Source organism: Lysobacter sp. CA199 (assembly GCF_052078715.1).
In the GTDB taxonomy this organism is placed as follows: Bacteria; Pseudomonadota; Gammaproteobacteria; order Xanthomonadales; family Xanthomonadaceae; genus Lysobacter.
Window position 1 is genome coordinate 268436 of the sequence record NZ_JBQJIL010000002.1, and the last position, 24419, is coordinate 292854.

Genomic DNA, 24419 nt, shown 5'->3' on the forward strand with positions numbered 1-24419 from the left:
ATCGTTCAGATCTGGATACCACGTGTCGCACTCGTAGCAATCGACCCAGATATGGCCGCACGATGAGCACCGCAGAAAGACCAGGTCTTCATCTCCGCAGCATTTGAAGTAAGCGTATTCGACATCCTGGTCGGTCAGCAGGCGAGTGTCGCTTGGCTTTATTGCTCTCATGTCCATGGTCCGCGACCCAAAGTCCAGCAGAACCCTTGTTCGGGTTGTAATGCGGATGTTCGGCACCCGCGCCGCGACCTGTCAAGGCAGAAACCGTCTTGACCTCGATCGATGGTTTCCCGGCGAAACATTCACGAGTACCCGTCGCTGCACTTTCCGCCCATAAGGCAGCATACTTCCAGTATCCAGGCCGCAGGCATCCACTTCCATCTTGGCTCCACCATGGCGATGGAGCATCGGAGACATCATGAGAAACGCTTTGCGTATCATCGTCGCGCTAATGGTCGTCGGCATACCGATTTACGCCGGCGTTCTTTATCGTTCTCCCTGGATCGTCGCGCCGCTTACCCTCAGTTTCACGGCCCTCTACGTGAGCGGAAAAATCAAGCAATGGAAGCTGCTCGCCAGCAGCCAGGGGACGGCTGGCGTTATCAAGGCGCTGCTGCTCACGCTTCCCATCCAAGCCGTGCTGGTGGGCATTTTCTACCTCATGGGCCTGGGCATCGGCGCGATCGCGGGCAATCACGGCCTCGCCGAGCGTCTTGACGGGTTCGACCTGATGCTTGCAGGCGGTTTGTTGGTTCTCGGCTTGGCGGCGGGAACCGCCATACACGCGAGCGAGACAGGCGTCGGCGACGATGAATCGGAAACCGCCCATGCGCTGTCTTCGGGCATCGTCAGCATCATGGACGATGCATTCGCGCTCGGACAGCAGAGCGTCGCCATGCCGGCGCAGATATTCTCGCTCGCCCGTCGCCTGGCCGATCACGAGGACCGGGGCGAGGCTCTCGCCGCCATGGAGCAGTTCTTCGACGATGACAACGCGTTCGTTCGCCGCGTCGCCCATACTGCATTGCGCTTCATGGGCCAAGGCGGCCGGGATTTCGATCCGCAAACGCTCGACCGACGCATCGTCGAAGGGATGAGCGATCCGGCCGTATGGGTCCGTTACGATGCGGCGTGGGCCGCCGGAGAGATCAAAGGCGACGACACCGCATTCGCCACGGCCTTGAAGGCGATGATTCAGGCCGCCGAAGCCGCAGGAGCGGATGACCTGGACGAGAACGACAGTGCCCATACCGCGCTGAAACGCGCTCGCAAGAGCCTGGACGCCGTTGCCGGTCGGTCGTAATCACGTAGCGGCTCATGTTCTTGCGGATGGATTTCCGTTGCCTGGCCTTGCGGCGATCCGAGCAGCGGCACTCATGCCAGATAGGAGAGTAGCCAGGCGACGACACCCAATGGCAGCAACTGGAACCCCCATCGCCAAGGTATCGGGCGCAGCAAGGTGAAGCCGGCGATCGCAAGCGCTACGCAAAGTGGGGAAAGCACGACGAGTCCGATGGTGAGCCAGCCTTTGGTCTCCAGCCCATGCTTGTCGGAAGGAAGCAGGAAATAGACCTGTATGAAGTAGTTGATGCAAAGAACCGCCAAAAAAGCCGCGATGGCCAGTTCGATGAAGGCGAACACTCGGGTGGGCTGATCCGTTGTCTTCATAATTATTCTCCAGTGACCTGACGCCCGGGCCCAACGCCCGTCGAGAACGAAAGCCGAGGCCGGCAGGATGCCGTGGCCGCATGGGTAGACCACCCTGCCCCGTCAAGTCAGAGCCTTCCCACGGCTGGGAGTTTGCCTGATTGAACGATGATGCGTTCGCGGCGCCGACGTCGGCGCCGGTCTTCGCCGGAAAAGTCAGGCGCCCGACTGATGCCGCACAGCGTGTAGATACCTGAACGATCTTATTTTCCGCTTGCGTGATGCGAGTCCGGAAGCCGCGTGCGCGCGACGTTTTTTTGCGTTGTTGTGCAGTGCGAGGCAGGCATACGGTGCGCTGTGGCCGCCAAGCCGGGTCACGTCCGAGGCGGCCGTCGATCGGCGCCTCGCGTAGTCGAGTGCTTCCGCAACCGTCTTTCAATTGCCGATTCCCATCGCCGGCCTCGCCACCCATACGGCTTGGCTTGCCGGATGCGTGTGCCCGCGTCGCGGACAAGGCCTAATCTCTCTAGGAAGGAAAGACCCATGAAACGACTGTACGGTTCCTTAGCTTTGTTATCGCTTTCGATCGGCGCCGCGATCGCCGCCCCGGCCACGCTTCCGGCGGCGTTCGATCATCCGAACGTTTCCTCCGTCGACAAGGTCGCGCTGCGTACCATGCCCGCGGTCAATGTCGAAAAGTTGAAGGCCGAAGACCGTCAGCGCGACAAGCGCGGCGATATTCCGCGCTTCGCGTTCCCGATGACGGTGGATATGACCCCGTTGAATTCGGGCGTGTGGGAGGATCTCGACGCCGAGCATGTGGTGTGGCGTCAGCGCATCCGCTCGGACAAGGCGATGTCGCTGAATTTCGGCTTCACTCAGTACCAGATGCCGGCTGGCGGCCGCATGCTCATCTATCCGGCGACCCAGGCCAAGGGCGGCGACCGCGATCTGATCCGCGAGTACAACGACAGCGACAACAATGAGCTGGGTCAACTGTGGACGGCGATCGTCCCGGGCCAGGAAGCGGTGATCGAGGTGGTGGTGCCGCGCGCAAGCGCCGGCCAGTTGAAGCTGCGCTTGAGCAAGGTCAATCACGACTACGTCGGTTTCGGCCCGCTCGCACGTCGCCTGGCCGAAGCCAGCGGCGAGAAAGGCGTGTCGGGCGCGTGCAATGTCGATGTGGTCTGTCCCGACGGCAACGGCCGCCGCGACATCATCCGCTCGGTGGCGGCGTATTCGAAGAACGGTTCGTTGGCCTGCACCGGTTCGCTGGTCAACAACACCGCCAACAATAAGAAGATGTATTTTCTTACCGCGCATCACTGCGGCATGACTACGGCGGCGAACGCCAACAGCATCGTGGTGTACTGGAATTACCAGAACTCGACCTGCCGCGCGCCCAACACGCCGGCCAGCGGCGCCAACGGCAACGGATCGCTGAGCCAGAACCAGTCGGGCTCGACGCTGCGCGCCACCTCGGCCAATTCCGACTTCACCTTGTTGGAACTGCGGACCGCGGCCAATCCCGCCTTCAGTCTGTTCTGGGCCGGTTGGGACCGCCGCAACCAGAACTTCCCGAGCGCCATCGGCATCCATCATCCGAATGTCGCCGAGAAGCGCATCAGTCTGTCCACCAGCTCGACTTCGTTCGTGGCTTGGGGCGGCGGCGCCGGCACCACTCACCTCAATGTGCAGTGGCAACCCAGCGGCGGCGTGACCGAACCGGGGTCGTCGGGCTCGCCCTTGTACAGCCCGGATAGACGCGTAATCGGTCAGTTGCATGGCGGTCCGTCGAGCTGCAGCGCCACCGGCACCAATCGCAGCGATCAATACGGCCGCGTGTTCACCTCTTGGACCGGTGGCGGCACCGCGGCTACCCGTTTGAGCAACTGGCTCGATCCGAACAATACCGGCGCGCAGTTCATCAATGGCATCAACTGATCCGGCGCTGATATCGCTTATGCCCGACTGAGCATCGATCGGGTCGGCGAGCCGCTCCATGCCGGAGCGGCTCGCCAATCGATGAAAAACCACAGCGAAAACTGTTCGCCGCGGCCTCGGCTTCGAATCGATCGGCAACTGCGTCGCCGGCGAATCAACGCCGGCCGATGCCGCAGGCCGAATCGTCCAGGCGCGGATCGAGGATCGCGAACCGCGCGTCGGCCGGCGCGCTCGCGCGGACCCGGCCCAATCCCCATCCGCGTCCGGGCTCGGTGGCGAACACCGCCGCATCGGCGCTTACGCCGGCGACATCGCGGGCTTGGAACAGATGCAGCCCCGCTGCCGGCAACGAGGTCGTTCGGCCGCGGCCGAGCGCGCCGAAGTTGGGTCCTTTGCGGTCGCGCCCGGCGGTGGCGAACCAACCGTCGGGGCTGAAGCCCAGGTAGCGGTCGGGATCGAGCGCATCGGCGATGCAATGCGTGGTCGCGCGCAATCGCGCCAGGCCCATCACGGTATGACCGCCGCCGGTACGGGCTTGCGAAAACGCCAACACCAGAATCTTGCCGCCGGGTTGCAGCCCGACTCCATAGAAGAAATCCGCGCCGTCGGCGACGAAGCTAAACGGCTCCATCTCGAAACTGGTGTCGCGCGTGCCGTCCTGGTTCAGACGGATGAGGAAGGGTTTGCTCCGGCCCGGGGCACTCGACTGTCCGACCACCAGCAAGCGCCCGTCGGCCTGCAGTTTCAGCCCGGTGGTCAGGCCGAGAATGGGGGTCTTCTGGTACGACGCATCGGCGCTGCCGTCGGCAAGATGGCGTTCGATCGCCGTGTGGCCGTCGCCGCCCATCATCGAGTGCATCGTCAATAAGCCGCCGTCGGCTTGTATCGCCAGCATGTGGCCGCCGCGATTGCCGTAGGACGCGGTGCGGCCGCCCTGGCCGAAGCTCGGGTCCAGGCGTCCATCGGGCAGGTAGCGCGCCAACGCGGTGGCTTGGGTGGCCGCCAGCGATCCGACCACGACGATGCGTCCGTCGGCTTGCACCGCCACGCTGTAAGCCGCGGCGGCGCGTTCGGAGTAGTCAGCGAACGAGGTCAGCACGCGGCCGCCGTCGCCGAAGTCCGGATCCAGCCGACCGTCTTCGCCCAAGCGCACTACGGCGAAGCGCGAACGCTTGGGCGATACGCGCGGATCTTCCGCGCCGCCCACTACGACGATCTTGCCGTCGCGCTGCACCGCCATGTCCCAGGCGATGGTTTCGGGAAAACCCAGGTCGGTGAAATCGGCGCGGGCGACGCCGCCGTCGCCGAAGCCTTTGTCGAGCGAACCGTCGGCCAGATGTCGGAAGGTCATGAACGTATTGGTCGCGTAGCCCGCTATCACGATCTTGCCGTCCGCGCGCACCGCCAGCGAATGGCATACGACCCCGCTCTCGTCGCCGACCCAGGTCGCGCCGCCGTCGCCGAAAGCGGGATCGAGCCCGCCGTCCGGCAGCAAGCGCAACAGACGACACCTCGGCCGAGGCCAACCGCCGGCATTGGACACCACGAGGATCTTGCCGTCGCGCTGGACGGCGATGGCGCTGGACTGGAAGTAGGAGCCCGGGTAATCGTCGACGAACCGGCCGTCGACACCGAAGCCGCGGTCGAGCCCGCCTTCCGGCGCAGCGCTTTGCGCCCGCGCGGGCTGGGCGGAACTTGCGCATATCAGCGCGGCCGCGCAGGCCAGCGCGGCGAAAAAACAATGAGGAGATGTCATGGGGCTTGCACCGGTCGGCGACGCTCGCTGCCCCTGCCCCGGACCTGAGCGACGACACCGACCCGGCACGGGCACACCCTAGCACCGGCCCGGCCGGGCAAAGCGAGCGGACGGAAGCACTTCAGGCACGGGTGGCGCCGGCGGATACGGCCGCATGGCGCTCCGGCCCGGCTCCCACCCGACGCCTGCGCCGGCCCCGCGCATCACCACGGCTGGGTCCCGATCCGCCGGTCGCTGCCGCCGGTCCCAAGCGGCTCGATGAACCGCGAAGCCGCTCACACTTGTTGCGAATAATTATCATTTGGTTGAATGTATGACGACCCGCGCACTCCGTTTGTGCGCCATCCGTCCCCGCTTATGCCCGCTCAATCCTCCAGGAAAGGCCTCTCGGCCTCGCCTCCCGACAGCCACATGCAGCGTTTTCGCGCGGCGGCCGACACCGCCTGGCGTGTCGTCCTGGCGATTCCCGGCAGCTACGCGCTGGCCGCGGTGACGACGGGAATGCTGGCCCGGCTGCTGCCGGGCGGCGCGCTGTCGGCCTCGTTGACCGCCACGATGCTGTCGTTCGCGGTCTGCGCGACTTGCGTCGTCGGCATCTTCGCCGCCCGCAGTGCGCTGCGCGCCACCGTGTGGATGGTGGTATTGGGCGGCCTGTGCGCGGCCGGGATCGTCGCGGTCGACTCGCTGCGGGCGGTCGCATGAGCGGCGGCTTCCGCCAATCCCAGGCCACGCTGCATACCTGGTCCGGCTTGCTGGTGGGCTGGGTGTTGTACGCGATGTTCCTGACCGGTACGGCGAGCTATTGGCGGGAGGAAATCACCCGCTGGGCGACCCCCGAAGTCGCTGCATCCACCGACGCCGCCGCTGTGCAGGCCGCGCAGGCCATCGAGTTCCTGCGGCAACGCGCGGGCGCGGTGCAGGGCTGGACGATCGGACTGCCCGGCGAACGCCAGGCCGGCATCCAGGTGTCGTGGCAACACGACGGCGGGCGCGCCAAACCGGCCGATCGCGCGGTGCTCAGCCGCGGCGGCGAGCCGGTCGAGGGTCGCGACAGCAAGGGCGGCGACTTCTTCTATCGCCTGCACTTCGATCTGCATTACGTGCCCAGGCTGTGGGGACGCTGGATCGCCGGCTTCTGCGCGATGTTCATGCTGGTGGCGATCGTCAGCGGCGTGATCACTCACAAGAAAATCTTCGCGGACTTCTTCACCTTCCGCCGCGGCAAGGGCCAGCGCAGTTGGCTGGACGGCCACAACGCTTTGGCGGTGCTGTCGCTGCCGTTCCATCTGATGATCACCTACACCGGGCTGATCACCTTGATGACGCTGTACATGCCGTTCGGCGCGACCGCGAACTACGCCAGCCGCGACGCGATGAACGCCGAGCTGTTCCCGCGGCCGCCCGAGCTCGCCGCGTCCGGCGTGGCCGCGCCGCTGGCGGCCATCGGCCCGTTGGTGCGGCGCGCCGAGCAGGATTGGGGCGGCGGCGCGATCGAGTCGATCCGCATCGCCCATCCCGGCGACCGCAATGCACGGGTGCTGATCACCCGCGCCACCTCCGGCCGCATCGTCGATGGCGGCGCGATCGAGTTCGACGGCGTCTCGGGCGATACGACCTGGCGTACGCCGTCGCCGAATGCGGCCAGCGACACCCGCGGCGCCATGATCGGCCTGCACACCGCGCGGTTCGCCCCGCTCACCATGCGCTGGCTGTACTTCCTGTCCAGCCTCGCCGGTACCTTGATGGTCGCCAGCGGCCTGGTGCTGTGGACGGTGAAGCGGCGCGCTCGGCTGGCCGATCCGCAGCGGCCGCACTTCGGATTTCGGCTGGTCGAAACGCTCAACATCGCGTTCATCGCGGGACTGCCGATGGCGATGGCCGGCTATCTGTGGGCCAACCGCTTGTTGCCGCTCGGCCTGGAATCGCGCGCGGACTGGGAAATCCACTCGTTCTTTCTGGTCTGGGCCGGCTGCCTGCTGTGGAGCGGCCTGCGCCGGCCGCGGCGGGCCTGGGTCGAGCTGTTGGCCGCCGCCGCGGTGCTGAGCGCGGGCCTGCCGATCTTCAACATCGCGCTGACCCGCCATGGCCTGTTCGACAGCCTGGCCGCGGGCGATGCCGCGTTGGCCGGCATGGACCTTGGGCTGTCGGCCATCGCCATCGCGCTCGCGTTGACGGCCCGGGCGGTGCACCGACATGCGCCGGCGCGCGCGCCCGCACGCGATCGCGCGCGTCGGGCCGTCGCGCCCTCCTCCACTCCCGCCGCCGGGCCCGCAACGTGATCGTGCTGGCGCTATTGCTGTGCGTGGCGGGATTCGCCGCGCTCGCCTCGGCGATGGATCGGCATCGCTCCGTGCTGACCACGCGGCCGCTGCGTCCGCGCTTGCGCACCGCGCTTCGTGCCGCGGGCGCGCTGGCGCTCGCCAGCGCGCTGCTGCCCTGCATCGCGGCCTGGGGACCGGCGCAAGGCGCGGTCGGCTGGTTCGGCGCGCTCAGCGCCGGCGCGGCCGTCGTTCTGCTGACGCTGCGCTATGCCCCTTCGCGCCGTCCTGGCCCTCATCCGTCCTCCAAGAAGTCCGATCCATGCCCTTGATTGCGCTGCGACCCCGCTCCCACCCGACGCTTGCGCCGGCCCCGCGCATCACGACGACGGCGCTTGCGCTGGCCCTGTCCATCGTCCTGACGCCCTGTGCCTTCGCGCAGCAGAACCTGCAGCACAACGGGCCGCGGACCGAGCCGCCCGCGAGCGGCGGCGACGCGGCCGACGATCAGGCGACGACGCTCGACAAGGTGCTGGTCACCACCCGCACCGAGGGCTACCAGGTGCGCGGCACCAATACCGCCACCAAGCTTCCCCTGACCCTGCGCGAAACCCCGCAGTCGCTGACCGTCTTCACCCGCCAGCGGATCGAGGACTTCAACCTCATCACCATCTCCGAGGTGCTGCAGCAGACGCCGGGCGTGACCATCCAGTCCTACGACAGCAATCGCACGCTGTTCAATGCGCGCGGCTTCCCGATCAACAATTTCATGTTCGACGGCGTGCCGACCAACTACAACACCGGCTCCGGCGGCAACTCGATCCTCAGCGATACCTCGATCTACGAGCGCATCGAAGTGGTGCGCGGCGCGACCGGCCTGGTGACCGGCGCCGGCAATCCCTCGGCGACCGTCAACATGGTGCGTAAGCGGCCGACCGCGGATTTCCGCGCCAGCACCAGCCTCAGCGCCGGCTCATGGGATTACCGGCGCGCCGAAGTGGACGTCTCCGGACCGCTGACATCGGGCGATCGCGTCCGCGGCCGCTTCGTCGGCGCTTATACCGATCGCGAATCGTTCGTGCGCTTCCAGCACGACACCTCGCCCAGCGCCTACGGCGTGATCGAGGTCGATCTGACCGACAGCACGCGCGTGCGCGCGGGCATCGACTATCTGAAGACGAGTTCCGACGGCGGCGCCTGGAGCGCATCGCCGCTGTTCTTCAACGACGGCACGCCCGCGCGCATGTCGCGTTCCTACAGCGCGGCGGCGCGCTGGAACCGCTGGGATCGCGAAAGCACCAATCTGTTCGCCGTGATCGAACAGCAACTGCCCGGCGGCTGGACCGGCCGCGCGGCCTACAACCACCGCAAGACCGACACCGACAGTCTGCTGTTGGCCGGTTCCAACAGCGCGAGCTTCGCCAACCCGACGACCGGACTCGGGCTGCCCATCGTGGATACCTACTCGGTATCGGAAACGCGCGAGAACTCGTTCGATCTCTACGCTTCCGGCCCGTTCCGCCTGTTCGGCCGCGAGCACGAGTTGATGATCGGCGCCAACCGCTACGACCGCGATCTGTCCACGATCCGCACCGCGATCACCAGCCGCCCCTACAGCACCAGCACCACCGCGCCTTCGTTCCCGAGCATCTTCGACTGGGACGGCAATATCGGGCGGCCCACCACGCGCAACTACGGCATCCCCAGCAACATCGCCAACACCACCGAAACCGGCTATTACCTCGCCGCGCGGTTCAATCCCACCGACCGGCTGAAGGTCATCGCCGGCGCGCGATATACCGACTGGGAAACCGCGACCGACAACTTCAACATCGGCGGAAATTTCACCGGGCGCAGCAATGCTTTGTCCGAAAGCCGGCTCACCCCCTACTTCGGCGCGATCCAGGATCTCACCGACCAGATCTCCGCATTCGTCAGCTATTCCGACGTGTTCACGCCGCAAAGCCGCCGCGACCGCGACAACCTGCAGATCGATCCGCTGATCGGCGCCAACTACGAGTACGGATTGAAAGGCGAGTTCTTCGACGGTCTTCTGTACGCCTCGCTCAACGGCTTCCACATGCAGCAGGACAACGTCGCCGAGCTCGATCCCGAAGTCCCGCCGAACTCGCTGCCCGACGGCAGCTCTGCTTACCGCACGGTGTCCGGCGTGAGGACCTGGGGCGGCGAGTTCGAGGTGTCCGGTTCGATCACCCGCGACTGGAGCATGACCGGCGGCTACACCTATGCTTACAGCCGCGACCAGAGCGGCGCGCGCGTGTTCACCGTCAGCCCGATGCATCTGGCGCGCTTCAACACCACCTACCGGTTCGGCAAGTGGACGCTCGGCGGCGGCTTCAGCTGGCAGAGCGAGGTCTACCAGAACCAATCCATTCCCACCGGCAGGTTCAATCCCAACGCAACCCCGATCACCGCGCCGGGCCGGGTGACCCAGGGCGGCTATGTCCTGGCCGATCTGATGGGCCGCTACGCCGTCAACGACCGCATCAGTCTGGGCGTGACGGTGACCAACGTGTTCGACAAGGCGTACTACCGCAACGTCGGTTATTTCAATGCTGGCTACTGGGGCGAGCCGCGGCGGGTGTTGTTCAACCTGCGGGCGAAGTTCTGATGGACTGACTTGGGTATCCCATCGGGGGCGAGTGGCCTCGCCCCCGTCACCGCATACCCCGATGAGGATTCACTGCAATCGCCTGTTTTCCGACGCTTGCCCGGTCTGCGGTCAACTGCGCAAATCAGACGAGGCGGCAGGCGGATTCGGGCGTTCCCGCTGCACCGAGAGTCCTCTCACTTCGCCGGCGGGCGATGGAGTTCGTCCTTGATGACCGCGATGCCCTGGACTTCGACGACGATCCCGGGCCGGGCGAAGTTGGAGATGGTCAGCAGCGACGAACCGGGATACGGGCCGTCCTTGAACACCTCCTTGATGACTTCCGCCTCGGCCTGATTCATACGCGGATCGTTGACGTATACGGTGATCGAGACTAGATCCGAAACGCTGCCTCCGACCCGGCGCAGATCGGTATCGATGTTCTTGAAGATCTGGCGCACCTGCGCCTTGAAGTCGTACGAGATGTCCTTGCCGTTTTCATCGGTCGTGGTGGTGTGACCACCTAGCCATATGATCTCCCCACCCTTGGTTACGACCAAGGGCGAGAAACCCCATTGCTTCTGATAGTCGCTAAGTTCGACCAGTTGCTTTGCGCCGGCGGCCGGGTGGAACACAGCCAGTGCCAAGCCAAGCGAAAGCGTCAACGCTGTTTTTAAACCAGTGATAGAGGACATGATTTCGACTCCTGAGTCGGGTATGGGGGCCGCGAGCTTCGTCGCGACGCGATTCAATCTAGGTCGTGGACCGTCGTTGCATAAGCCGGCCAATTGCGGACTTAGCGTCCGGATATCCGAACGATGGGCATCGCGGCCGGACACCGTGCTTGCCGATACGGAAAACACCTTTCGCGGCGAATATCGGTCGGGACGCGCGAATGGCGCGCATCGCCTTGATTTATCGACTGTCGCGCGCGCCCGAGCGCCAGCGAGCGCTGGCCGAACAGTGCAAAGCCGCGCCTTGCGCGACCGTCGCGGCCTCTTGACCGGAACGCCGGGAGCGCATCATCTTTCGGACGATCGCGAAAATCAGAAACATCGTCCTGAAAATCAAACGATGGGAGCGCCATGCTGGACTTGAACGACTTCTACTACTACGTCCAGGTCGTCGATCGCGGCGGGTTCACGTCCGCCGGACGGATGTTGCGCGTTCCAAAATCCACGCTCAGCGGGCGAATACAGCGACTGGAGAGCGATCTGGGGGTTCGTTTGCTGAATCGAACCTCGCGTCGATTCGGCATGACCGACGCCGGCGAGGAGTTCTACCAGCACGCAGTCGGAATGCTGCAACGCGCCGAGCAAGCCGAAAGCGTCATCCGTCAACGGCTGTCTGAGCCTTCCGGCACGGTCCGCTTCACCACCGGCGTGATCACCGCACAGTTCGCGATGCGCAAGATGGTCAGCGATTTCCTGGCGAAGTACCCGAAAGTCAATCTGGTCGAGCATGCTGTCGATCGGAGCGTCGATTTGGTCGGCGAGAACTTCGACGTCGCCATTCGCGCTCACTCCGCCCCATTGCCCGATTCCAGCCTGGTTCAACGCACGCTCGCGCCCGCGCCATGGTTTCTGTTCGCCGGAACGGACTACCTGCGACGTGCCGGCGCGCCAACGGCGCCGAAGGATCTCGCCAAGCATCCATCATTGTTCATGATGCGCAGCGGTGTCGCGCCGGCATGGCATCTGAGTCGTCCGGTACGCGGGGCGCGGGAAGAGTTGATCCTTCCGCTTACGCCTCGCTTGATCAGCGACGATATTATTTCCCTCAAGCAGGCCGCGCTCGATGGTTTCGGCATCGTTGCGCTGCCCGGATACACCTGTCGCGACGAAGTCCGAGCCGGCGAAATGACGCGCGTGCTACCGGACTGGCGAGCCGGCGACTCGACCTTTACCGCCCTGATCCCTGACCGTCACGGCCTGCTGCCCGCGGTTCGCGCTTTCATCGATCACCTTGTGGCGGAATTTCCCAAAATCGTTTCCTTCCAGCCTTGAAGCGCCCACGGCGAAACCTCAACGACGGCAACACCAAGCTCCTCATAGTGGGAACGGGTGACTGAAACCAGGTAAGCGGCCATTCCCTAAGCGGGTCATGCCCGCAATACCTGCGGACCTGCGCGCGACGCGCATCGCGCAAGAGAACCAACGCGTCCCGATGCGACCGCTCAAGCGTCGGGCCAGCGATTCTCCAGCATCTTCGGCAGCACCTCGCTGAGCAGGTCGCTGGACGGCGCGTCGGCATGCAACTGGGCGAGCTTGCCGTCGAGCGCGAGGTGGGCGAAGCCGTGCACCATCGACCACGCCGCCAGCAGTTCGGCGCGAGCCGACGCGTCCAGCGGTTGTTGCGGCGGCAGCGAGCGCATCGCCCGGATGGTCTGTTCGAGCTGCATCAAGGTTCGGTCGCCCGCGGCCTGCAAGGCGGCGTGATCCGGGCTCAGCAGGTCGTGACGGAACATCAGATGGAAGCGGCCCGGATACGTCAGCGCGAAACGGACATAGCCGACGCCCTGCATCCGCATGCGTTGCGTCGGCGTGCCGGCGGCGGGATCGACGTCCAGGCAATGGGCCAATTCCTCGAAGCCGAGGATCGCCACCTCAGAAAGCAGGCCGGCGGCGCTGCCGAAATGGTGGGCCGGCGCGGCTGGCGACACGCCCGCGCGCCGGGCCGCTTCGCGCAGGCTGAACCCCGCGACGCCGTGCTCGGCGAGGATCCGGTCGGCGGCCTCAATCAGGGCGGTTTTCAGGTCGCCGTGGTGGTAACGCTCGACCGGGCTGGTTTTGCGGCGATTGGGCTTGGCTTGAGTCATCTTGACAGTGTTCAAATTAGGCGCTAGTGTGCATGTTAACACTGTTCAGATGAGGAAGCGACATGAACGCGATACTCAAGCACCACAACACCTCGATGGCTCTCACGGCCGCGCACGCATGGACCCAGCGCGACATCCCCGACCAGAGCGGACGCACCGTCCTGGTGACCGGCGCCAACAGCGGACTGGGCTACCTGACCAGCCTGAATCTGGCCAGGCACGGCGCGCAGGTCATCATGACCGCGCGCGATCTGGAGAAAGGACGCCGCGCGCAGGCCGCGATCATGGCCTCGCGTCCCAAGGGCAGCGCCGATCTGCGCCGGCTCGATCTGGCCGACCTCGAAGAGGTCAAGGCCTTCGCCGATCAACTGCTGCGCGAAAACCCTCGCCTGGATGTGATCGTCAACAACGCCGGCATCATGATGCCGCCGCGTTCCTTGACCCGGCAGGGCCACGAGCTGCAGTTCGGCGTCAATCATCTGGCCCACTTCGTTCTTACCTGCCGGCTGTTGCCGTTGTTGCTCAAAGGCGACGACAGCCGCGTCGTCACCCTCAGCTCCGATCTGCACAAGCGCGGCCGGATCCATTTCGACGATCTCACCGGCAGCGGCAAGTACGGTCGCATCGACTACTACGCCCAATCCAAATTCGCTAACACGCTGTTCGCGTTGGAACTCGACCGCCGGCTCAGGGCGGCCCGATCGCCGGTGAAAAGCCTGCTGGCGCATCCGGGCTACGCCGCCACCAACCTGCAGATGAGCGGGCCGAGCGGCGTGCTCAAACTGTTCATGCACATCGGCAACCGCTTTTTCGCCCAGCCGGCCGAGATGGGCGTACTGCCGCAACTGTATGCGGCCACGGCGCCGGACGTGCGCGGCGGAGAATTCTTCGGCCCCGACGGTCCGAAGGAAAAGAAAGGCCATCCCACCCGGGTGCAGCCGGCGGATGCGGCGCGCGATGAAGCACTGGCCGAACGCTTGTGGCGGGTCTCGGAAGAACTCACCGGCGTGCGCGCGGATTTCCATGCCGTGGAAGGTGACTTATGAACTCGACCGATACCCTGTCTTTTTTCCGCGCCTGGGTGTCCAACCCATTGCAGGTCGCCGCCATCGCGCCGTCGAGCACGGCCCTGGCCCGACTGATGACCGGCGAAATCTCCGCCGACAGCGGGCCTGTGCTCGAACTGGGCCCGGGCACCGGCGCTTTCACCCGCGCGCTGTTGGCGCGTGGCGTGCGCGAGCGCGATCTCACCTTGATCGAACACAGCGTCGATTTCGCCGGTCTGCTGAAGCGCCGGTTTCCAGCCGCGCGCGTGCGCCACATGGATGCGGCGCGGTTGGCGTCGCTGGGCCTGCACGAGGACGGCGGCATCGGCGGCGTCGTCAGCGGACTGCCGCTGCTGTCGATGAAGCCCAGGAAGGTAATGGCGATCCTGCGCGGGACGTTCGGCGGACTGCGCCCGGGCGGGGCCTTCTATCAGTTCACTTACGGACCGAGTTGTCCCGTCCCGCAACGCATTCTCGACCGGCTCGGCCTCAAGGCCCAGCGCATCGGCGGCACGCTGCTCAACCTGCCGCCTGCTTCGGTGTATCGCATCTGCAAGCGCCCTGCCCTGGTCGGACTCTGACGCCTGAGCCGGCCCACCGGATGCGCTCTGTGCATTGCAGCGCGCACGAGCCACCGCGGGCCACGCCGGTTCAAGCCCCGCATGCGGCGATCTGGACGCGCGCGCCCGGATCGCCGGACTTGGTCGTGGAGAGCGGACTTTGCGCCGCGGTTTGCCAGGCCACGCGCGGGCCGTCGGCCGAGCACGGTCACCCGCGCGATCCGCGGATCGTTCAAGGCCTGACGAAGCACTTCGCCGCCGGCGAAACCGGTGGCGCCGGTGAGCAGAAATTTCATGCGGGCATCCTGGCGCGCAGGCTGTTGGCGCAATCGACCAAGGTGCTGGCGGTCGATCGCGACTGCCAACCCAGCGACTCTTTGGCCTTGGCCGAGGTGTGGAGGATCTTCCGGCCCAGGCGCGGCGTCATCGCGCGCAGCGAGGGATCCAGGCGCGCCATCAGCCGGAACACGAAGTCGGGCAACGTGCGCCGCGGCACCTTGTTCGCCGCCGGACCGAGCCGGCTGCGCAGAACCTGGGCGATCTCGCTCATCCACAAGAACTCGCCGACGGCGAGAAACCGCTGATTGGCCGCTCGCGGCGAGGACATGGCGCGAATATGGATATCGGCCAGATCGCGCACGTCCACCACCTCGAAGCCCAGTCGCGGGGTGGCCGGCATCTTGCCCTGCATCAGCCGATCGATGATCTGCGCCGAGCCCAGATTGTCGCGGCTGAGCACCGGGCCGAACACCGCGCCCGGCAGGATGGTGGCGAGCGTCATCGGCCCCGAGCAGTGGTGCATGAAGTCCCACGCGGCGCGTTCGGCCAGACGCTTGGACTGGCGATAGCCATCGACGGCTTCGGCCGGATCGAACCAGACCGTCTCGTCGCTGAGCGTGTCGCCATCGCGCAGCGGCGGCGTGGCCACGGCCGCGGCCGAGGTCATCACCACTCGCTTGACTGCGGCGTCCACGGCGGCGCGCAACACCCGCAGCGTTCCGTCGCGGGCCGGGATCGACAACTCGCCCTCGCCCGCTCCCGCGTCGAAACCGAGCGGCGAAGCGACGTGCAGGACGTAGTCGCAACCGGCCATCGCCGCGTCCCAGCCTTCGTCCCGAGTCAGGTCGGCGGCGAAGCAGGTCAATCGGTCGCCCGCCTCGATCGCCGAGCCGATCGCTTCGCGCAAGGCCGGTTCTTTGGCGAGATTGCGCACCGTCGTGCGCACTTCATAACCGCGCCGCAACAGTTCGACGATGCACCAGCCGGCGACGAAACCCGTGCCGCCGGTAACCAGAACGATCTCACTCATAAGAACTCCTGACCGCTTGCGGCGCGCCGATGGCTGGCAGGACTACGGATCTGCGATGCGCGCGCGGCGCCGAAGGGCCGGCGCCGGCTGATGCGGTAGACCGCGGCCGGCGGCAGATTGCGAAACGTGCCGCCGATGCGGACGGCTTTGAGCCCCAGACGGTCCAGCAATGGGCGCGGCACCGGACAGCCGGGAAAATAAGTGAACTGATAAAAGCTTCCAGCGGGCCCCAGGTAAGCGAAGGCTCCCGACAGTATTTCCATCACCCGTCGCCGCGGCATCGACAGCAGGGGCAATCCGCTGACGACTGCGCCGAGTTTCGTGTCGGCATATAAATCGGATCGGGCCAAACGCGATGCGTCCATGCACAACACCCGTGCTTGCGGAAAGCGTTGGCGGAGGTCCTGCGCGAACGCTACGCCGGCTTCGATCAAGGTCAGGTCGGCCTCGCGAACTCCCTGCCCCAGCAAGGCCCGGGTGAACACGCCGGTCCCGGCACCCAGTTCCAGCACCGGGCCCTGCGAGGGCCTCACCTCCCGGGTGATCAGCCGCGCCAGGGCCTGGCCCGACGGGGCGATCGCGGCCACCCGGCGCGGCGCGGCGATCCACGAGCAGAAGAAACGAGCGAAATCTGAGGCGTTGGCGGAAGCAGTCGTCACGGCCGGAGCTCCGGAGGATCGTCGGGCGGCGACGCCCTGGGGACGTTGCCGAATTAAATCTACAGGCGTAGACTAACGCCGTTCAAGTCGCATGTCTACACCTGTAAAATTAACGAGACTGAACCGATATGTCCGACCAAACGCCGCCGAGGCGCCGCAACGCCGCCGCCACCCGCGAGGCCATCTTCGCTTCGGCCCGGCGGGCCTTCGCCCAGGCCGGTTATGACGGCGCCGGGGTGCGCGACATCGCCGCCGGCGCGGGCGTCACCGCCATGCTGGTGAACCGCTACTTCGGCACCAAGGAGCGCTTGTTCGCCGAAGTGATCGCCGATGCGATGTCCCGGCCCACGGTGTTGACCGGCGACACGCTGCGCTCGCCGACCCTGGGCCGCGATATGGCGGCCAAGCTGATCGAGATCACCCAAGCCGGCGCGACACCGCTGGAAGGCTTCGAGATCATGCTGCGCTCGGCCTCCAGCGAACGCGCCGCGCAGATCGGCCGCGAGCAGATCGATCAGCACTATCAGGCGCTGCTTACCGCCGCGTTGAAGGGCGACTTCGCGCCGCAGCGCGCCGCGCTGATGCTGGCCCTGGTCGCGGGCGTGCAAGTGATGCGGCAAATGATCGCCCTGCCCGCGCTGGCTGAGGCCGATCCCGATACTTTGACTTCGATCCTCGCGCCGTTGCTGCAACAACTGGTCGACGGCGGCGACGACGCGCGAGGATGACGCGCCCTCACCGGACCACCGATCAGTCTTCGATCAAAAGCCAAACTACCGAGGGTTGCTTACAGCGGCGTCTTGGTCATTGAACGATGCCGTCGGGCACGGCGCGCCGGAGCCTGCGCCACAGCAGGGCCAGCGTCACTTCGGCGACGATCAGCGCGGCCAGCACCTGCAGCGCCAGCGTCGAGGCGTTCGTGCCCGGCGCCACCGTCGCGGCGATATAGCCGATACCGATGAACAATCCGTTCCAGATCGCGATTCCCGACAAGGTGGCCATGGTGAACGTCCTGGCGTCGGCGCGGAACAAACCGGCGATCATGGGCGACACCAGCCGTACCGTCGGAACGAGCTGCAAGCCGAACGCGAGCGTGCGCTGATTGACGCAAAACGCCTGGGTCACACCCTGCATCCGTATCGCGGACATTCCGACCATCCGTCCGGCACCGGCCAACAACCAGCGGCTTCGGTGCTCGGACACGGTAAGCGCGACGCCGTAAAGCACGAGAGAACCCGCCACCCCGCCGATCGCGGTCGCCGCGACCGCGCCGGCGACCGACCACGGACCGCCGGCGGCCGCGATGCCGATGGCCACCAGCACGCCATACGACGGCAACACCGGAACGAATCGTTCGCTGGCCGCGATGAGGATCAGGCCGACGACGCCGTACTCGGCGACCCAGGCGATCAGCGTGCCGAGCGGATCCATCTCAGGCCCCAGCCCCGGCCAAGCCCCACCGCGCCGCGCGCAGGTGGGACCCGCTGCAGCCATGGGCCGAGCGATGAGCGTGAAAATCGACCCGTCCTGCCTGTGTCCGGTCCATGCCCTGGCCTGTCGCGATGAGACTGCAGTGTGACCGGGGCTTATTAATATTCGTTTAAGCGCGCTGGCCGGGCCCGAAAGGGGCTGGCAACCCCGTCATCCGGCGATGTCCTTGCAGGTCCTGATTCAAGGCGCGCATTCGAACACCGTGTGGCCGCCGGGCAAGCGCTCGACACTGAGCACTTTCAGTCCGGCCGCCTCGGTCAGCTTGCGCAAGTGCGCTTCGTTGAAGCCGCGCGTGCCGTCCTCGCAGATCACCATCTGGAACAGAGCGCGGGCGGCGTCGGATTCGCGCTCGAACAAGGGCTCGACGATCAGCAGGCGCGAGGACTCCGGACCGGATGCGCGGGCGTCGATCGTTGCCAGCATCGCGGTCCGCGCGGCGACCAGCAGCCTCAGGCAATTGTCGAACGACCAGTCGTACAACACGTTCTTCACCAGGTAGCGATCGCCGCCTTCGGGAATTTCGCGAAAGATGTCCGCGGGCTGGAACGTGAGGCGATCGGCGAGTTCGTCGCCGGCATCGGCGCGTTGCGCGGCTTGAGCGCGGGCGCACACGCTGGGCCGGTCGAGGCAGATTCCGCGCAGATGCGGATGAGCGGCGAGGATTCCGCGCAGAAACGCGCCGCCGCCTCCGCCGATATCGACCACCGAAGCGACCTCGGCGAAGTCGTAATGCTCGGCCAGGGCCGCGGCGTCCGGCCTGGCCAGTTCGGCCATGGCGTTGTCGAAGATCGCCTCCGCTTCGGGATGGCCGGCGAGATACTCGTAGAGCGAAGCGCCGAACATCGACTGGAATCCCGACTTTCCCGTGCGCACGGTGGTCAGCAGTCCGCCGAACGCGTCGTCGTAGGTCTCCGCCAGCAGGATGCAGAAATTGCGCAGCGACTGGGAATGATCGGAGCGCAGTTGCGCGAAGTCCTCGCCGAGACGGAAGTGGCCGTCCGCATCGACGTTGAACACTTCGATCAGGGCCAAGGTGCGCAGCAGCAGAGCCAGCGCTTCGGGATCGGTCCCGGTGTGCGCCGCAAGCTCCGCGGGGGAACGGGCCTGAGTCGCGGTGAGATCGGCCAGGCCGAGCCGCGCCGCGACCGCGAGCGCGCGCGGAAAACCGCCGCTCGCCGCGATACGAACCAGGCGGCCCTCGTCGCGCTGCCCTGCCCTGGAGGAACTGCGGCCGGCGTGCGGGTGCGGGTGTTCGTGCTGGTCGGCGAGGACCGTAGTGTTTGAGTTAGTCATGAGCGAGCGTCCTTGTCTGGCGTTGTCTGACTGTGAGCTAGCGAAACGTCCGTCGCAGGCTGCGTGTCGTATCGCTCACGACGGCGCAGCGGGTGCAGGACGCTGGAGAGGATCGAGCGCGTTTGCGGAAACGAGCCCGGGTCGATCAATCCCACGCTGCGCGGCTGGCGCCCCGGACGCCAGGTGTAGCTGCCGAACACGTGATCCCAGAGCGACAGTTCCGCGCCGAAGTGCCCCGCTTCGCTCGGGTCGGTGCTGTGGTGCAGACGATGCTGCTCCGGCCCGACCACGATGTAGTTGAGCCAGCCCAGGTGCACGTCGATATTGGCGTGGGCGATGTAGCCCTGGGCCAGCACGAAGATGCCGATGGCGAACACCGACGCCTCGGAAAATCCGGCGAGCGCCAATGAGAACTGCACGGCGAACTGATCCAGAGCGACGTCGAAGACGTGATTGACGCCGTTGTTGCCGACGTTGACCTTGTTCGGCGTGTGATGGATGCCGTGCACGCGCCACAGCCACCGATTGTGATGACTGAGGCGATGCATGCCGTAACCGACGAGCGAACTGAGCAGCAGCGCCAGCGGAATCTCCGCCCACATCGGCAGGCTCGACTGCGACGGCGCCACCGCGGTGGCCGCGGCCGCGACGAAACCCGCCGCGAGCGCGCCGCCGAGGACCGTCAGCAGGAAATAGATTCCGTACTGCCCCCACTCCTGGCGCGTGGGATGCCAGTCGACGTCGTAGGGTATGAAACGCTCCAGTATTCCGAAATACAGCATCGTCCCGATCAGGAACATGAAGCTCGTGCCTCCGGGATTCCACTGCAGGCGCAGTCCCAGCACCACCGTGACCAGTACGGCCGCCAGGATCAGCGGATACGCGGCACGTCGCAGCAGCCAGCGGCCCCAGAGCCGCCCGCCGTCGGTTTTCATGAACATCGCCATCCTCCTTGATCGTCGCAAAGCACGGGACGTGATCGAGCGATCCGCTCAGAGCAGTGCGCGCAATCGAACGCACCGCTCGTTGGTCGAGTCGTGATCCTTCGCTTCTGGAGCGATCCGGACGTCGAGACGGAGAGGCTCGTTCGACCGATCGACGGATCGAGAACGGCTGCTTTTTACACGCATCCCCGCGCGCCATCGGTGACACCGATCATGGATAACCATGAGGCGCACACCCGCGTGTCGAGACTGAACCTGCGGTCTCAGAAAGGCTTCATGGCGCAGGTCACGCGGATACCGCGACGGTGCGCGCGGACGCACAGCGATGGATTTCCGCGAGGGGCTCGCAGCCCTGGAAACGTGGCGTTCTTATCGGCTCTCATGCCGCGGATCTGCCGTTCGATGGGCGGTCGTCGCTCACGCCTTCATCTTTGAGAGCTGGCCACTCGATTGCCACCCTCTTTGAGGATGTGCCGGCCCGGCGACCCGGCGCCGGTACGCTGCGACGACGCGCCGCCGCCGTCGGCCGGCGTCGCGCTGTCGCAGTCGTGGTTCGGCTATCAGCGGCGATACACGCGCACGTAGTCCACGTGCATCTTCGCCGGCAGCTTGCTTTCGTCGATGTTGAAGCCCGGCCAGTTGCCGCCGATGGCGAAGTTCAACAGAAGAAAGAAATCGTTGTGGAACTCGTGGGTTCCGTTGATGCCGTTCTGGATGTTGGCTTCGTGGAACTTGTTGCCGTCCACATACCAGCGGATCGCGTTGGCGTCCCATTCGATGGCGTAGACATGCCAGTCGGCGACGTTGAGCGTGGTGTTGCCGCCGTACTGCGCGTAGTTGCCGTTGTGGTCGCGCCAATGGATGGTGCCGTAGGTGCGGCTCTCGTTGTTGATGTGCTCCATCACGTCGATTTCGCCCGAATCGGGCCAGCCCACTTGCGGCATGTTGGCGCCGAGCATCCAGAACGCCGGCCACGCGCCCATGAACGAGGGCAGTCTCATCCGCGCTTCGATCTTGCCGTACTTGAAGGTACGCACGCCCTGCGTCTTCATCCGCGCGGAGGTGTAGCGATACCCGCCGAAATCCTGGCGCCTGGCGGTGATGACCAGTGCGTTGTTCTCGATGCCGGCGTTTTCGCGCCGGTAATACTGCAACTCGTTATTGCCCCAGCCGCTGCTGCCGTTACCGGTCTCAAACACCCAGGACGGCCCGATCGATCCGTTGAACTCGTCCTGCCATACCAATTGCCAGCTCTGCGCCCAGGCGCCGCCGGCGAAGCCGCAAGCGAGAAAGAAAATCAAGCTTCGCATTAGTCGTTTCATGATGTCTTGCCCTCGTGAAAAACGTGAAAGACGCTGATCGATCCGGTCCGGCTTTGCGTGGGAACGTGCCTGTACGCCGACGTCGCAGGTCCGACGCGCGCCAGGTTCGCGGCCGAGGCTGGATTCGCATGACAGCGCTGTCAATCGGTGTTTTCATGAGGTTTGCCGTTTGCGGTCGGTTTCACATTCCCGATGTGGGCTGGTTGGTAATACGCGCCGTTATCGGATAAAGCGGTGTTGCACGACAGCACGAGGCCGCGCTTTTGCATCCGTGCCTATCGCGTGCCGACCGATTGCGTTCATAAAAAAACCGCGACTGCCGAAGCAGCCGCGGTTCGTGCATCGCCCCAACGCACCGATGCTCCGGCGCGTTGGGGACTATCGGTTTACTTCAGGGTGATCGCGATCAAGCGCCCGGTGGTGGTGCGCGCGCCTTCGACGATGTACAGCATGCCGTTGCCGGAGACCGCCAGCATGCCCGGCGCCGGATACGACCACACCGGCTGGTGGGTCGCCAGATCGATCGCGTAGACGGCGCGGTTGGTGCTGACGAACGCCAGGTTCTTGGTCACCACGACATTGCGGTGGAACTCGATGTCCTCAGGGCCCGGCACCCACGACCACAACACCTGCCCCGTGGCTTCGTCGATCGCGTCGAACGACTTGGGATTGTTGGAGCCGGCGTAGATCACCCCACCCGCCGTCGCCGGCTGGGTCAGGTATTTCTTCGCGCTGCGCCAACGGGTGTTGTAACCGGTCACCGAATAGTTGACCAACGGACGGCTGCCGTACTGCTCCGCGCTGGATGCGCCCAGACCGCTGAACGAGCCGCCGCTGAAAGCGATCACGTTGTCGGCCGAGCCGAGCATCGGCGAGGAATGGTACGAGTAGCCCTGCTCCGGTGTGTACGGATCGTTGATGTTGGCCACGTTGGCGCCGGTGGCGGCGTTGTAGACCTTCAGGCCGATGCCGTCGTAGTGGTAGACGTTGTTGTCGTCGACCGCCGGGGTGGCCATGTCGTCGTCGCCGCCGCTGTTCTGCGACCACTTGAGGATGCCGTCGTTGATGTCGTAGGCCAGCACCGTGCCGCCGTAATAACCGCCGTTGATGTAGACCAGATCCTTATGCACGGTCGGCGCCAACTGATTGTCCCATTGCACGGAGAAAGCGCTTTGCATCAGCGGTGCGCCGTCGGTGGCCTTGAAGCCCCACAGATAGGTGCTGGTTGATCCCGTGGTGGTCAAGAACACTTTGCCGCCGGCGGTCGCGGGCGGATTGAGCGCCGGCCGCTTCTCCAGGCTGAACTGCTGCTTCCATCGCTCGCTGCCGTCGGCCTCGTTGAGCGCATACAGCCAGGGCGTGGCGGAGATGTCCTCGGACACGAACACCTGACCGTCTTCGGTCGCCACCGAGTTGATGAAGTTGCGATCGGCGCTGGTGCCGGTGGTGCGCTTCCATTCCCACTTGTAGGCGAAGCGCTCGGGCTTGAGCTTGACCGGGATGTAGCCGTCGTGGGCGGCGTTGCGCTGGAAGGTGCGCCATTCGCCGGTATTGACCCATTCGCTGCCGTCGGACTTGACGATCACCTCATAGGCCACCAACGCCTGCGCGCCGGGGATGATGTTGACGCAGGGCGACTCGCGGCAGACTCGCACGTCGATGAAGCCGCTATAGGTGCCTGCGGCCAGGCCTGGCGAGGTGCGCAGGTCGATCCGATAACCGGTGCGACCGAGCCAGGTGATGCTCGGATGCGCCACGAAGGTCGCGTTGTCGGGCTCGGCGAAAATGAAACCGCCGCGGCCCAGGTAGCTCGCCTTGAGACTCTTGTCGACCTGCTCGCCTTGCTCGGACGTCAGCGAAAAGCTGCCCGGTTCGACGAACAGAATCTGCCGGGCGGTCGAGCTGTCGCTCGCCGTGGCGGCAGGCTTGGCCAAGGCGACTTTACCGGCGCTTTCGGGGGAGCCCTGTGGGGCCGGGGTGCCGTCGCCGACGAAATATGCCGCGGCGAAACCGGATAGGCCCAACGCTGCGACCAGCGTTGCCAGATGCAATGACTTCATTCGACCACCTCCATGATGGGTCGTGGATGAGTTGGAGCGTTAACCCCTGTACACGCGCCGAGCGGCCGACGACATCGTGTCGCGGTAGCGGGGCCGATTCAGGGCAGGGGCGTGGCATCTTAGCCGTATCGCGTCCGTCAGTTTGCGACTCTTCGCAGCGGCGCATCGCCAGATTCGGATGGCAAATACGGCCGCGCCCGGTGAAGTTGCGTGAGCATCCCCTGTTCTGGCGCTCGCCACGGCGACCGTAAGGTTTCCGGAAGGTTGAAGCAGCCGGAGCTGTGGATGCTGTCCGCAGCCGCCGGTCAGGACGACACCGGCGCGTGGCTCGCCAGCCGTTGCCGAATGCAAGGACGCGCGAGCGACCGTCGTCTCACCCATCGCGAGGATTTCGACATGACGACCATCACTTATGCCGGCTACGGCGTCTGGAACTCGACCAACGACGTCACCAGCAAGGTCAGCCAGCAGTACGCCAACAAGCAGCGCGAGTTCTTGGCCAACAACGGCGACTACGGCGACCCGGCGCCGGGCGAGCGCAAGTACCTGTACATCGTATGGAGCAACAACGGCGAAAGCAGCGGCGTGGTCGGCGAGAACGACGATCGCGGCATCATTCTGCCGTAAGTCCTTTTTTTGCCCGGGGCCGATCCTTGCGCCCGGGTTTGCACCGATCTGGTTTCTTCCTTCGCGCTGGCCGG

General features: G+C 65.4%; 22 protein-coding genes. 11 read left to right on the forward strand and 11 right to left on the reverse strand.

Annotated elements, in window-relative coordinates:
• Positions 1-418: 418 nt before the first annotated feature.
• The gene (locus ACTOWJ_RS03895; RefSeq protein ID WP_441333280.1) at positions 419-1303 is read left to right on the forward strand and encodes a hypothetical protein; all 885 of its coding nucleotides are present in this window, start codon (positions 419-421) and stop codon (positions 1301-1303) included.
• 71 nt (positions 1304-1374) lie between these two features.
• On the opposite strand, the gene ACTOWJ_RS03900 is transcribed toward ACTOWJ_RS03895, so the two are convergent.
• Positions 1375-1668 (reverse strand): hypothetical protein, encoded by a 294-nt coding sequence (locus ACTOWJ_RS03900; RefSeq protein WP_441333281.1) that lies wholly within the window; start codon positions 1666-1668, stop codon positions 1375-1377.
• 522 nt (positions 1669-2190) lie between these two features.
• Here ACTOWJ_RS03900 and ACTOWJ_RS03905 point away from each other — a divergent pair.
• A complete protein-coding gene (locus tag ACTOWJ_RS03905) occupies positions 2191-3591 on the forward strand; it encodes a trypsin-like serine peptidase (RefSeq protein WP_441333282.1) in 1401 nt (466 codons plus the stop codon).
• A gap of 154 nt (positions 3592-3745) precedes the next feature.
• Here ACTOWJ_RS03905 and ACTOWJ_RS03910 read toward each other — a convergent pair whose 3' ends face one another.
• On the reverse strand, positions 3746-5347 hold the full coding sequence (locus ACTOWJ_RS03910) for a delta-60 repeat domain-containing protein (RefSeq protein WP_441333283.1): 1602 nt from the start codon (positions 5345-5347) through the stop codon (positions 3746-3748).
• A gap of 411 nt (positions 5348-5758) precedes the next feature.
• Here ACTOWJ_RS03910 and ACTOWJ_RS03915 point away from each other — a divergent pair, with 411 nt between their 5' ends.
• Genes ACTOWJ_RS03915 through ACTOWJ_RS03930 form a run of 4 tightly spaced genes read left to right on the forward strand, consistent with a single transcriptional unit; the run spans position 5759 to position 10237 of the window.
• Positions 5759-6049, forward strand: a complete 291-nt coding sequence (locus ACTOWJ_RS03915; RefSeq protein ID WP_441333284.1) for a hypothetical protein — start codon at positions 5759-5761, stop codon at positions 6047-6049.
• Complete coding sequence (locus tag ACTOWJ_RS03920; RefSeq protein WP_441333285.1) at positions 6046-7626, forward strand: PepSY-associated TM helix domain-containing protein; 1581 nt, start codon at positions 6046-6048, stop codon at positions 7624-7626. Before ACTOWJ_RS03915 ends, ACTOWJ_RS03920 begins: the two co-directional genes overlap by 4 nt.
• Before the next feature lie 2 nt (positions 7627-7628).
• The gene (locus ACTOWJ_RS03925; protein ID WP_441333286.1) at positions 7629-7937 is read left to right on the forward strand and encodes a DUF3325 domain-containing protein; all 309 of its coding nucleotides are present in this window, start codon (positions 7629-7631) and stop codon (positions 7935-7937) included.
• A complete protein-coding gene (locus ACTOWJ_RS03930; protein ID WP_441333287.1) occupies positions 7928-10237 on the forward strand; it encodes a TonB-dependent siderophore receptor in 2310 nt (769 codons plus the stop codon). Before ACTOWJ_RS03925 ends, ACTOWJ_RS03930 begins: the two co-directional genes overlap by 10 nt.
• A 176-nt stretch (positions 10238-10413) precedes the next feature.
• Here ACTOWJ_RS03930 and ACTOWJ_RS03935 read toward each other — a convergent pair whose 3' ends face one another.
• Positions 10414-10911 (reverse strand): RidA family protein, encoded by a 498-nt coding sequence (locus ACTOWJ_RS03935; RefSeq protein WP_441333288.1) that lies wholly within the window; start codon positions 10909-10911, stop codon positions 10414-10416.
• A gap of 390 nt (positions 10912-11301) precedes the next feature.
• On the opposite strand from ACTOWJ_RS03935, the gene ACTOWJ_RS03940 reads away from it, so the two are divergent.
• Positions 11302-12222 carry a LysR substrate-binding domain-containing protein gene (locus ACTOWJ_RS03940; RefSeq protein WP_441333289.1) on the forward strand — a complete coding sequence of 307 codons (921 nt, stop codon included), beginning with the start codon at positions 11302-11304 and terminating at the stop codon, positions 12220-12222.
• A gap of 170 nt (positions 12223-12392) precedes the next feature.
• Here ACTOWJ_RS03940 and ACTOWJ_RS03945 read toward each other — a convergent pair whose 3' ends face one another.
• Positions 12393-13049, reverse strand: coding sequence for a TetR/AcrR family transcriptional regulator (locus tag ACTOWJ_RS03945; RefSeq protein WP_441333290.1), 657 nt, complete (start codon positions 13047-13049; stop codon positions 12393-12395).
• 47 nt (positions 13050-13096) lie between these two features.
• Here ACTOWJ_RS03945 and ACTOWJ_RS03950 point away from each other — a divergent pair, with 47 nt between their 5' ends.
• Together ACTOWJ_RS03950 and ACTOWJ_RS03955 are read left to right on the forward strand one after the other, a co-directional pair.
• Positions 13097-14080 carry an oxidoreductase gene (locus ACTOWJ_RS03950; protein WP_441333291.1) on the forward strand — a complete coding sequence of 328 codons (984 nt, stop codon included), beginning with the start codon at positions 13097-13099 and terminating at the stop codon, positions 14078-14080.
• A complete protein-coding gene (locus ACTOWJ_RS03955; RefSeq protein ID WP_441333292.1) occupies positions 14077-14661 on the forward strand; it encodes a class I SAM-dependent methyltransferase in 585 nt (194 codons plus the stop codon). Before ACTOWJ_RS03950 ends, ACTOWJ_RS03955 begins: the two co-directional genes overlap by 4 nt.
• Before the next feature lie 271 nt (positions 14662-14932).
• On the opposite strand, the gene ACTOWJ_RS03960 is transcribed toward ACTOWJ_RS03955, so the two are convergent.
• Both ACTOWJ_RS03960 and ACTOWJ_RS03965 read right to left on the reverse strand, forming a co-directional pair.
• On the reverse strand, positions 14933-15949 hold the full coding sequence (locus tag ACTOWJ_RS03960) for an SDR family oxidoreductase (protein WP_441333293.1): 1017 nt from the start codon (positions 15947-15949) through the stop codon (positions 14933-14935).
• Positions 15946-16536 carry a class I SAM-dependent methyltransferase gene (locus ACTOWJ_RS03965; RefSeq protein WP_441333294.1) on the reverse strand — a complete coding sequence of 197 codons (591 nt, stop codon included), beginning with the start codon at positions 16534-16536 and terminating at the stop codon, positions 15946-15948. Before ACTOWJ_RS03965 ends, ACTOWJ_RS03960 begins: the two co-directional genes overlap by 4 nt.
• A gap of 200 nt (positions 16537-16736) precedes the next feature.
• On the opposite strand from ACTOWJ_RS03965, the gene ACTOWJ_RS03970 reads away from it, so the two are divergent.
• Positions 16737-17336 (forward strand): TetR/AcrR family transcriptional regulator, encoded by a 600-nt coding sequence (locus ACTOWJ_RS03970; protein ID WP_441333295.1) that lies wholly within the window; start codon positions 16737-16739, stop codon positions 17334-17336.
• Between the two features lie 76 nt (positions 17337-17412).
• Here the strand turns inward: ACTOWJ_RS03970 and ACTOWJ_RS03975 are convergent, their stop codons facing one another.
• The 5 genes from ACTOWJ_RS03975 to ACTOWJ_RS03995 form a co-directional block, all read right to left on the reverse strand.
• A complete protein-coding gene (locus ACTOWJ_RS03975) occupies positions 17413-18039 on the reverse strand; it encodes a DedA family protein (protein WP_441333296.1) in 627 nt (208 codons plus the stop codon).
• A gap of 240 nt (positions 18040-18279) precedes the next feature.
• Positions 18280-19392, reverse strand: a complete 1113-nt coding sequence (locus ACTOWJ_RS03980) for a methyltransferase (RefSeq protein ID WP_441333297.1) — start codon at positions 19390-19392, stop codon at positions 18280-18282.
• Positions 19389-20339 carry a sterol desaturase family protein gene (locus ACTOWJ_RS03985; protein WP_441333298.1) on the reverse strand — a complete coding sequence of 317 codons (951 nt, stop codon included), beginning with the start codon at positions 20337-20339 and terminating at the stop codon, positions 19389-19391. The genes ACTOWJ_RS03980 and ACTOWJ_RS03985 overlap by 4 nt, the downstream gene beginning before the upstream one ends.
• 557 nt (positions 20340-20896) lie before the next feature.
• Positions 20897-21646 (reverse strand): glycoside hydrolase family 16 protein, encoded by a 750-nt coding sequence (locus tag ACTOWJ_RS03990; protein WP_441333299.1) that lies wholly within the window; start codon positions 21644-21646, stop codon positions 20897-20899.
• Positions 21647-22044: 398 nt separating this feature from the next.
• Positions 22045-23718: an outer membrane protein assembly factor BamB family protein gene (locus ACTOWJ_RS03995; protein ID WP_441333300.1), complete on the reverse strand. Its 1674-nt coding sequence runs from the start codon at positions 23716-23718 to the stop codon at positions 22045-22047.
• Positions 23719-24003: 285 nt separating this feature from the next.
• Between ACTOWJ_RS03995 and ACTOWJ_RS04000 the strand changes: the two genes are divergently transcribed.
• A complete protein-coding gene (locus ACTOWJ_RS04000) occupies positions 24004-24345 on the forward strand; it encodes a hypothetical protein (RefSeq protein WP_441333301.1) in 342 nt (113 codons plus the stop codon).
• The last annotated feature ends 74 nt before the right edge of the window (positions 24346-24419 follow it).

What these genes read in the sequence shown, in the direction of transcription:
- ACTOWJ_RS04000 (WP_441333301.1), top strand. Translation starts at nt 24,004, where the DNA reads ATGCTGTCCGCAGCCGCCGGTCAGGACGACACCGGCGCGTGGCTCGCC.
- ACTOWJ_RS03895 (WP_441333280.1), top strand. Translation starts at nt 419, where the DNA reads ATGAGAAACGCTTTGCGTATCATCGTCGCGCTAATGGTCGTCGGCATA.
- ACTOWJ_RS03985 (WP_441333298.1), bottom strand. Translation starts at nt 20,339, where the DNA reads ATGGCGATGTTCATGAAAACCGACGGCGGGCGGCTCTGGGGCCGCTGG.
- ACTOWJ_RS03975 (WP_441333296.1), bottom strand. Translation starts at nt 18,039, where the DNA reads ATGGATCCGCTCGGCACGCTGATCGCCTGGGTCGCCGAGTACGGCGTC.
- ACTOWJ_RS03950 (WP_441333291.1), top strand. Translation starts at nt 13,097, where the DNA reads ATGAACGCGATACTCAAGCACCACAACACCTCGATGGCTCTCACGGCC.
- ACTOWJ_RS03910 (WP_441333283.1), bottom strand. Translation starts at nt 5,347, where the DNA reads ATGACATCTCCTCATTGTTTTTTCGCCGCGCTGGCCTGCGCGGCCGCG.
- ACTOWJ_RS03970 (WP_441333295.1), top strand. Translation starts at nt 16,737, where the DNA reads ATGTCCGACCAAACGCCGCCGAGGCGCCGCAACGCCGCCGCCACCCGC.
- ACTOWJ_RS03935 (WP_441333288.1), bottom strand. Translation starts at nt 10,911, where the DNA reads ATGTCCTCTATCACTGGTTTAAAAACAGCGTTGACGCTTTCGCTTGGC.
- ACTOWJ_RS03905 (WP_441333282.1), top strand. Translation starts at nt 2,191, where the DNA reads ATGAAACGACTGTACGGTTCCTTAGCTTTGTTATCGCTTTCGATCGGC.
- ACTOWJ_RS03990 (WP_441333299.1), bottom strand. Translation starts at nt 21,646, where the DNA reads ATGCGAAGCTTGATTTTCTTTCTCGCTTGCGGCTTCGCCGGCGGCGCC.
- ACTOWJ_RS03940 (WP_441333289.1), top strand. Translation starts at nt 11,302, where the DNA reads ATGCTGGACTTGAACGACTTCTACTACTACGTCCAGGTCGTCGATCGC.
- ACTOWJ_RS03915 (WP_441333284.1), top strand. Translation starts at nt 5,759, where the DNA reads ATGCAGCGTTTTCGCGCGGCGGCCGACACCGCCTGGCGTGTCGTCCTG.
- ACTOWJ_RS03900 (WP_441333281.1), bottom strand. Translation starts at nt 1,668, where the DNA reads ATGAAGACAACGGATCAGCCCACCCGAGTGTTCGCCTTCATCGAACTG.
- ACTOWJ_RS03955 (WP_441333292.1), top strand. Translation starts at nt 14,077, where the DNA reads ATGAACTCGACCGATACCCTGTCTTTTTTCCGCGCCTGGGTGTCCAAC.
- ACTOWJ_RS03920 (WP_441333285.1), top strand. Translation starts at nt 6,046, where the DNA reads ATGAGCGGCGGCTTCCGCCAATCCCAGGCCACGCTGCATACCTGGTCC.
- ACTOWJ_RS03930 (WP_441333287.1), top strand. Translation starts at nt 7,928, where the DNA reads ATGCCCTTGATTGCGCTGCGACCCCGCTCCCACCCGACGCTTGCGCCG.
- ACTOWJ_RS03995 (WP_441333300.1), bottom strand. Translation starts at nt 23,718, where the DNA reads ATGAAGTCATTGCATCTGGCAACGCTGGTCGCAGCGTTGGGCCTATCC.
- ACTOWJ_RS03960 (WP_441333293.1), bottom strand. Translation starts at nt 15,949, where the DNA reads ATGAGTGAGATCGTTCTGGTTACCGGCGGCACGGGTTTCGTCGCCGGC.
- ACTOWJ_RS03980 (WP_441333297.1), bottom strand. Translation starts at nt 19,392, where the DNA reads ATGACTAACTCAAACACTACGGTCCTCGCCGACCAGCACGAACACCCG.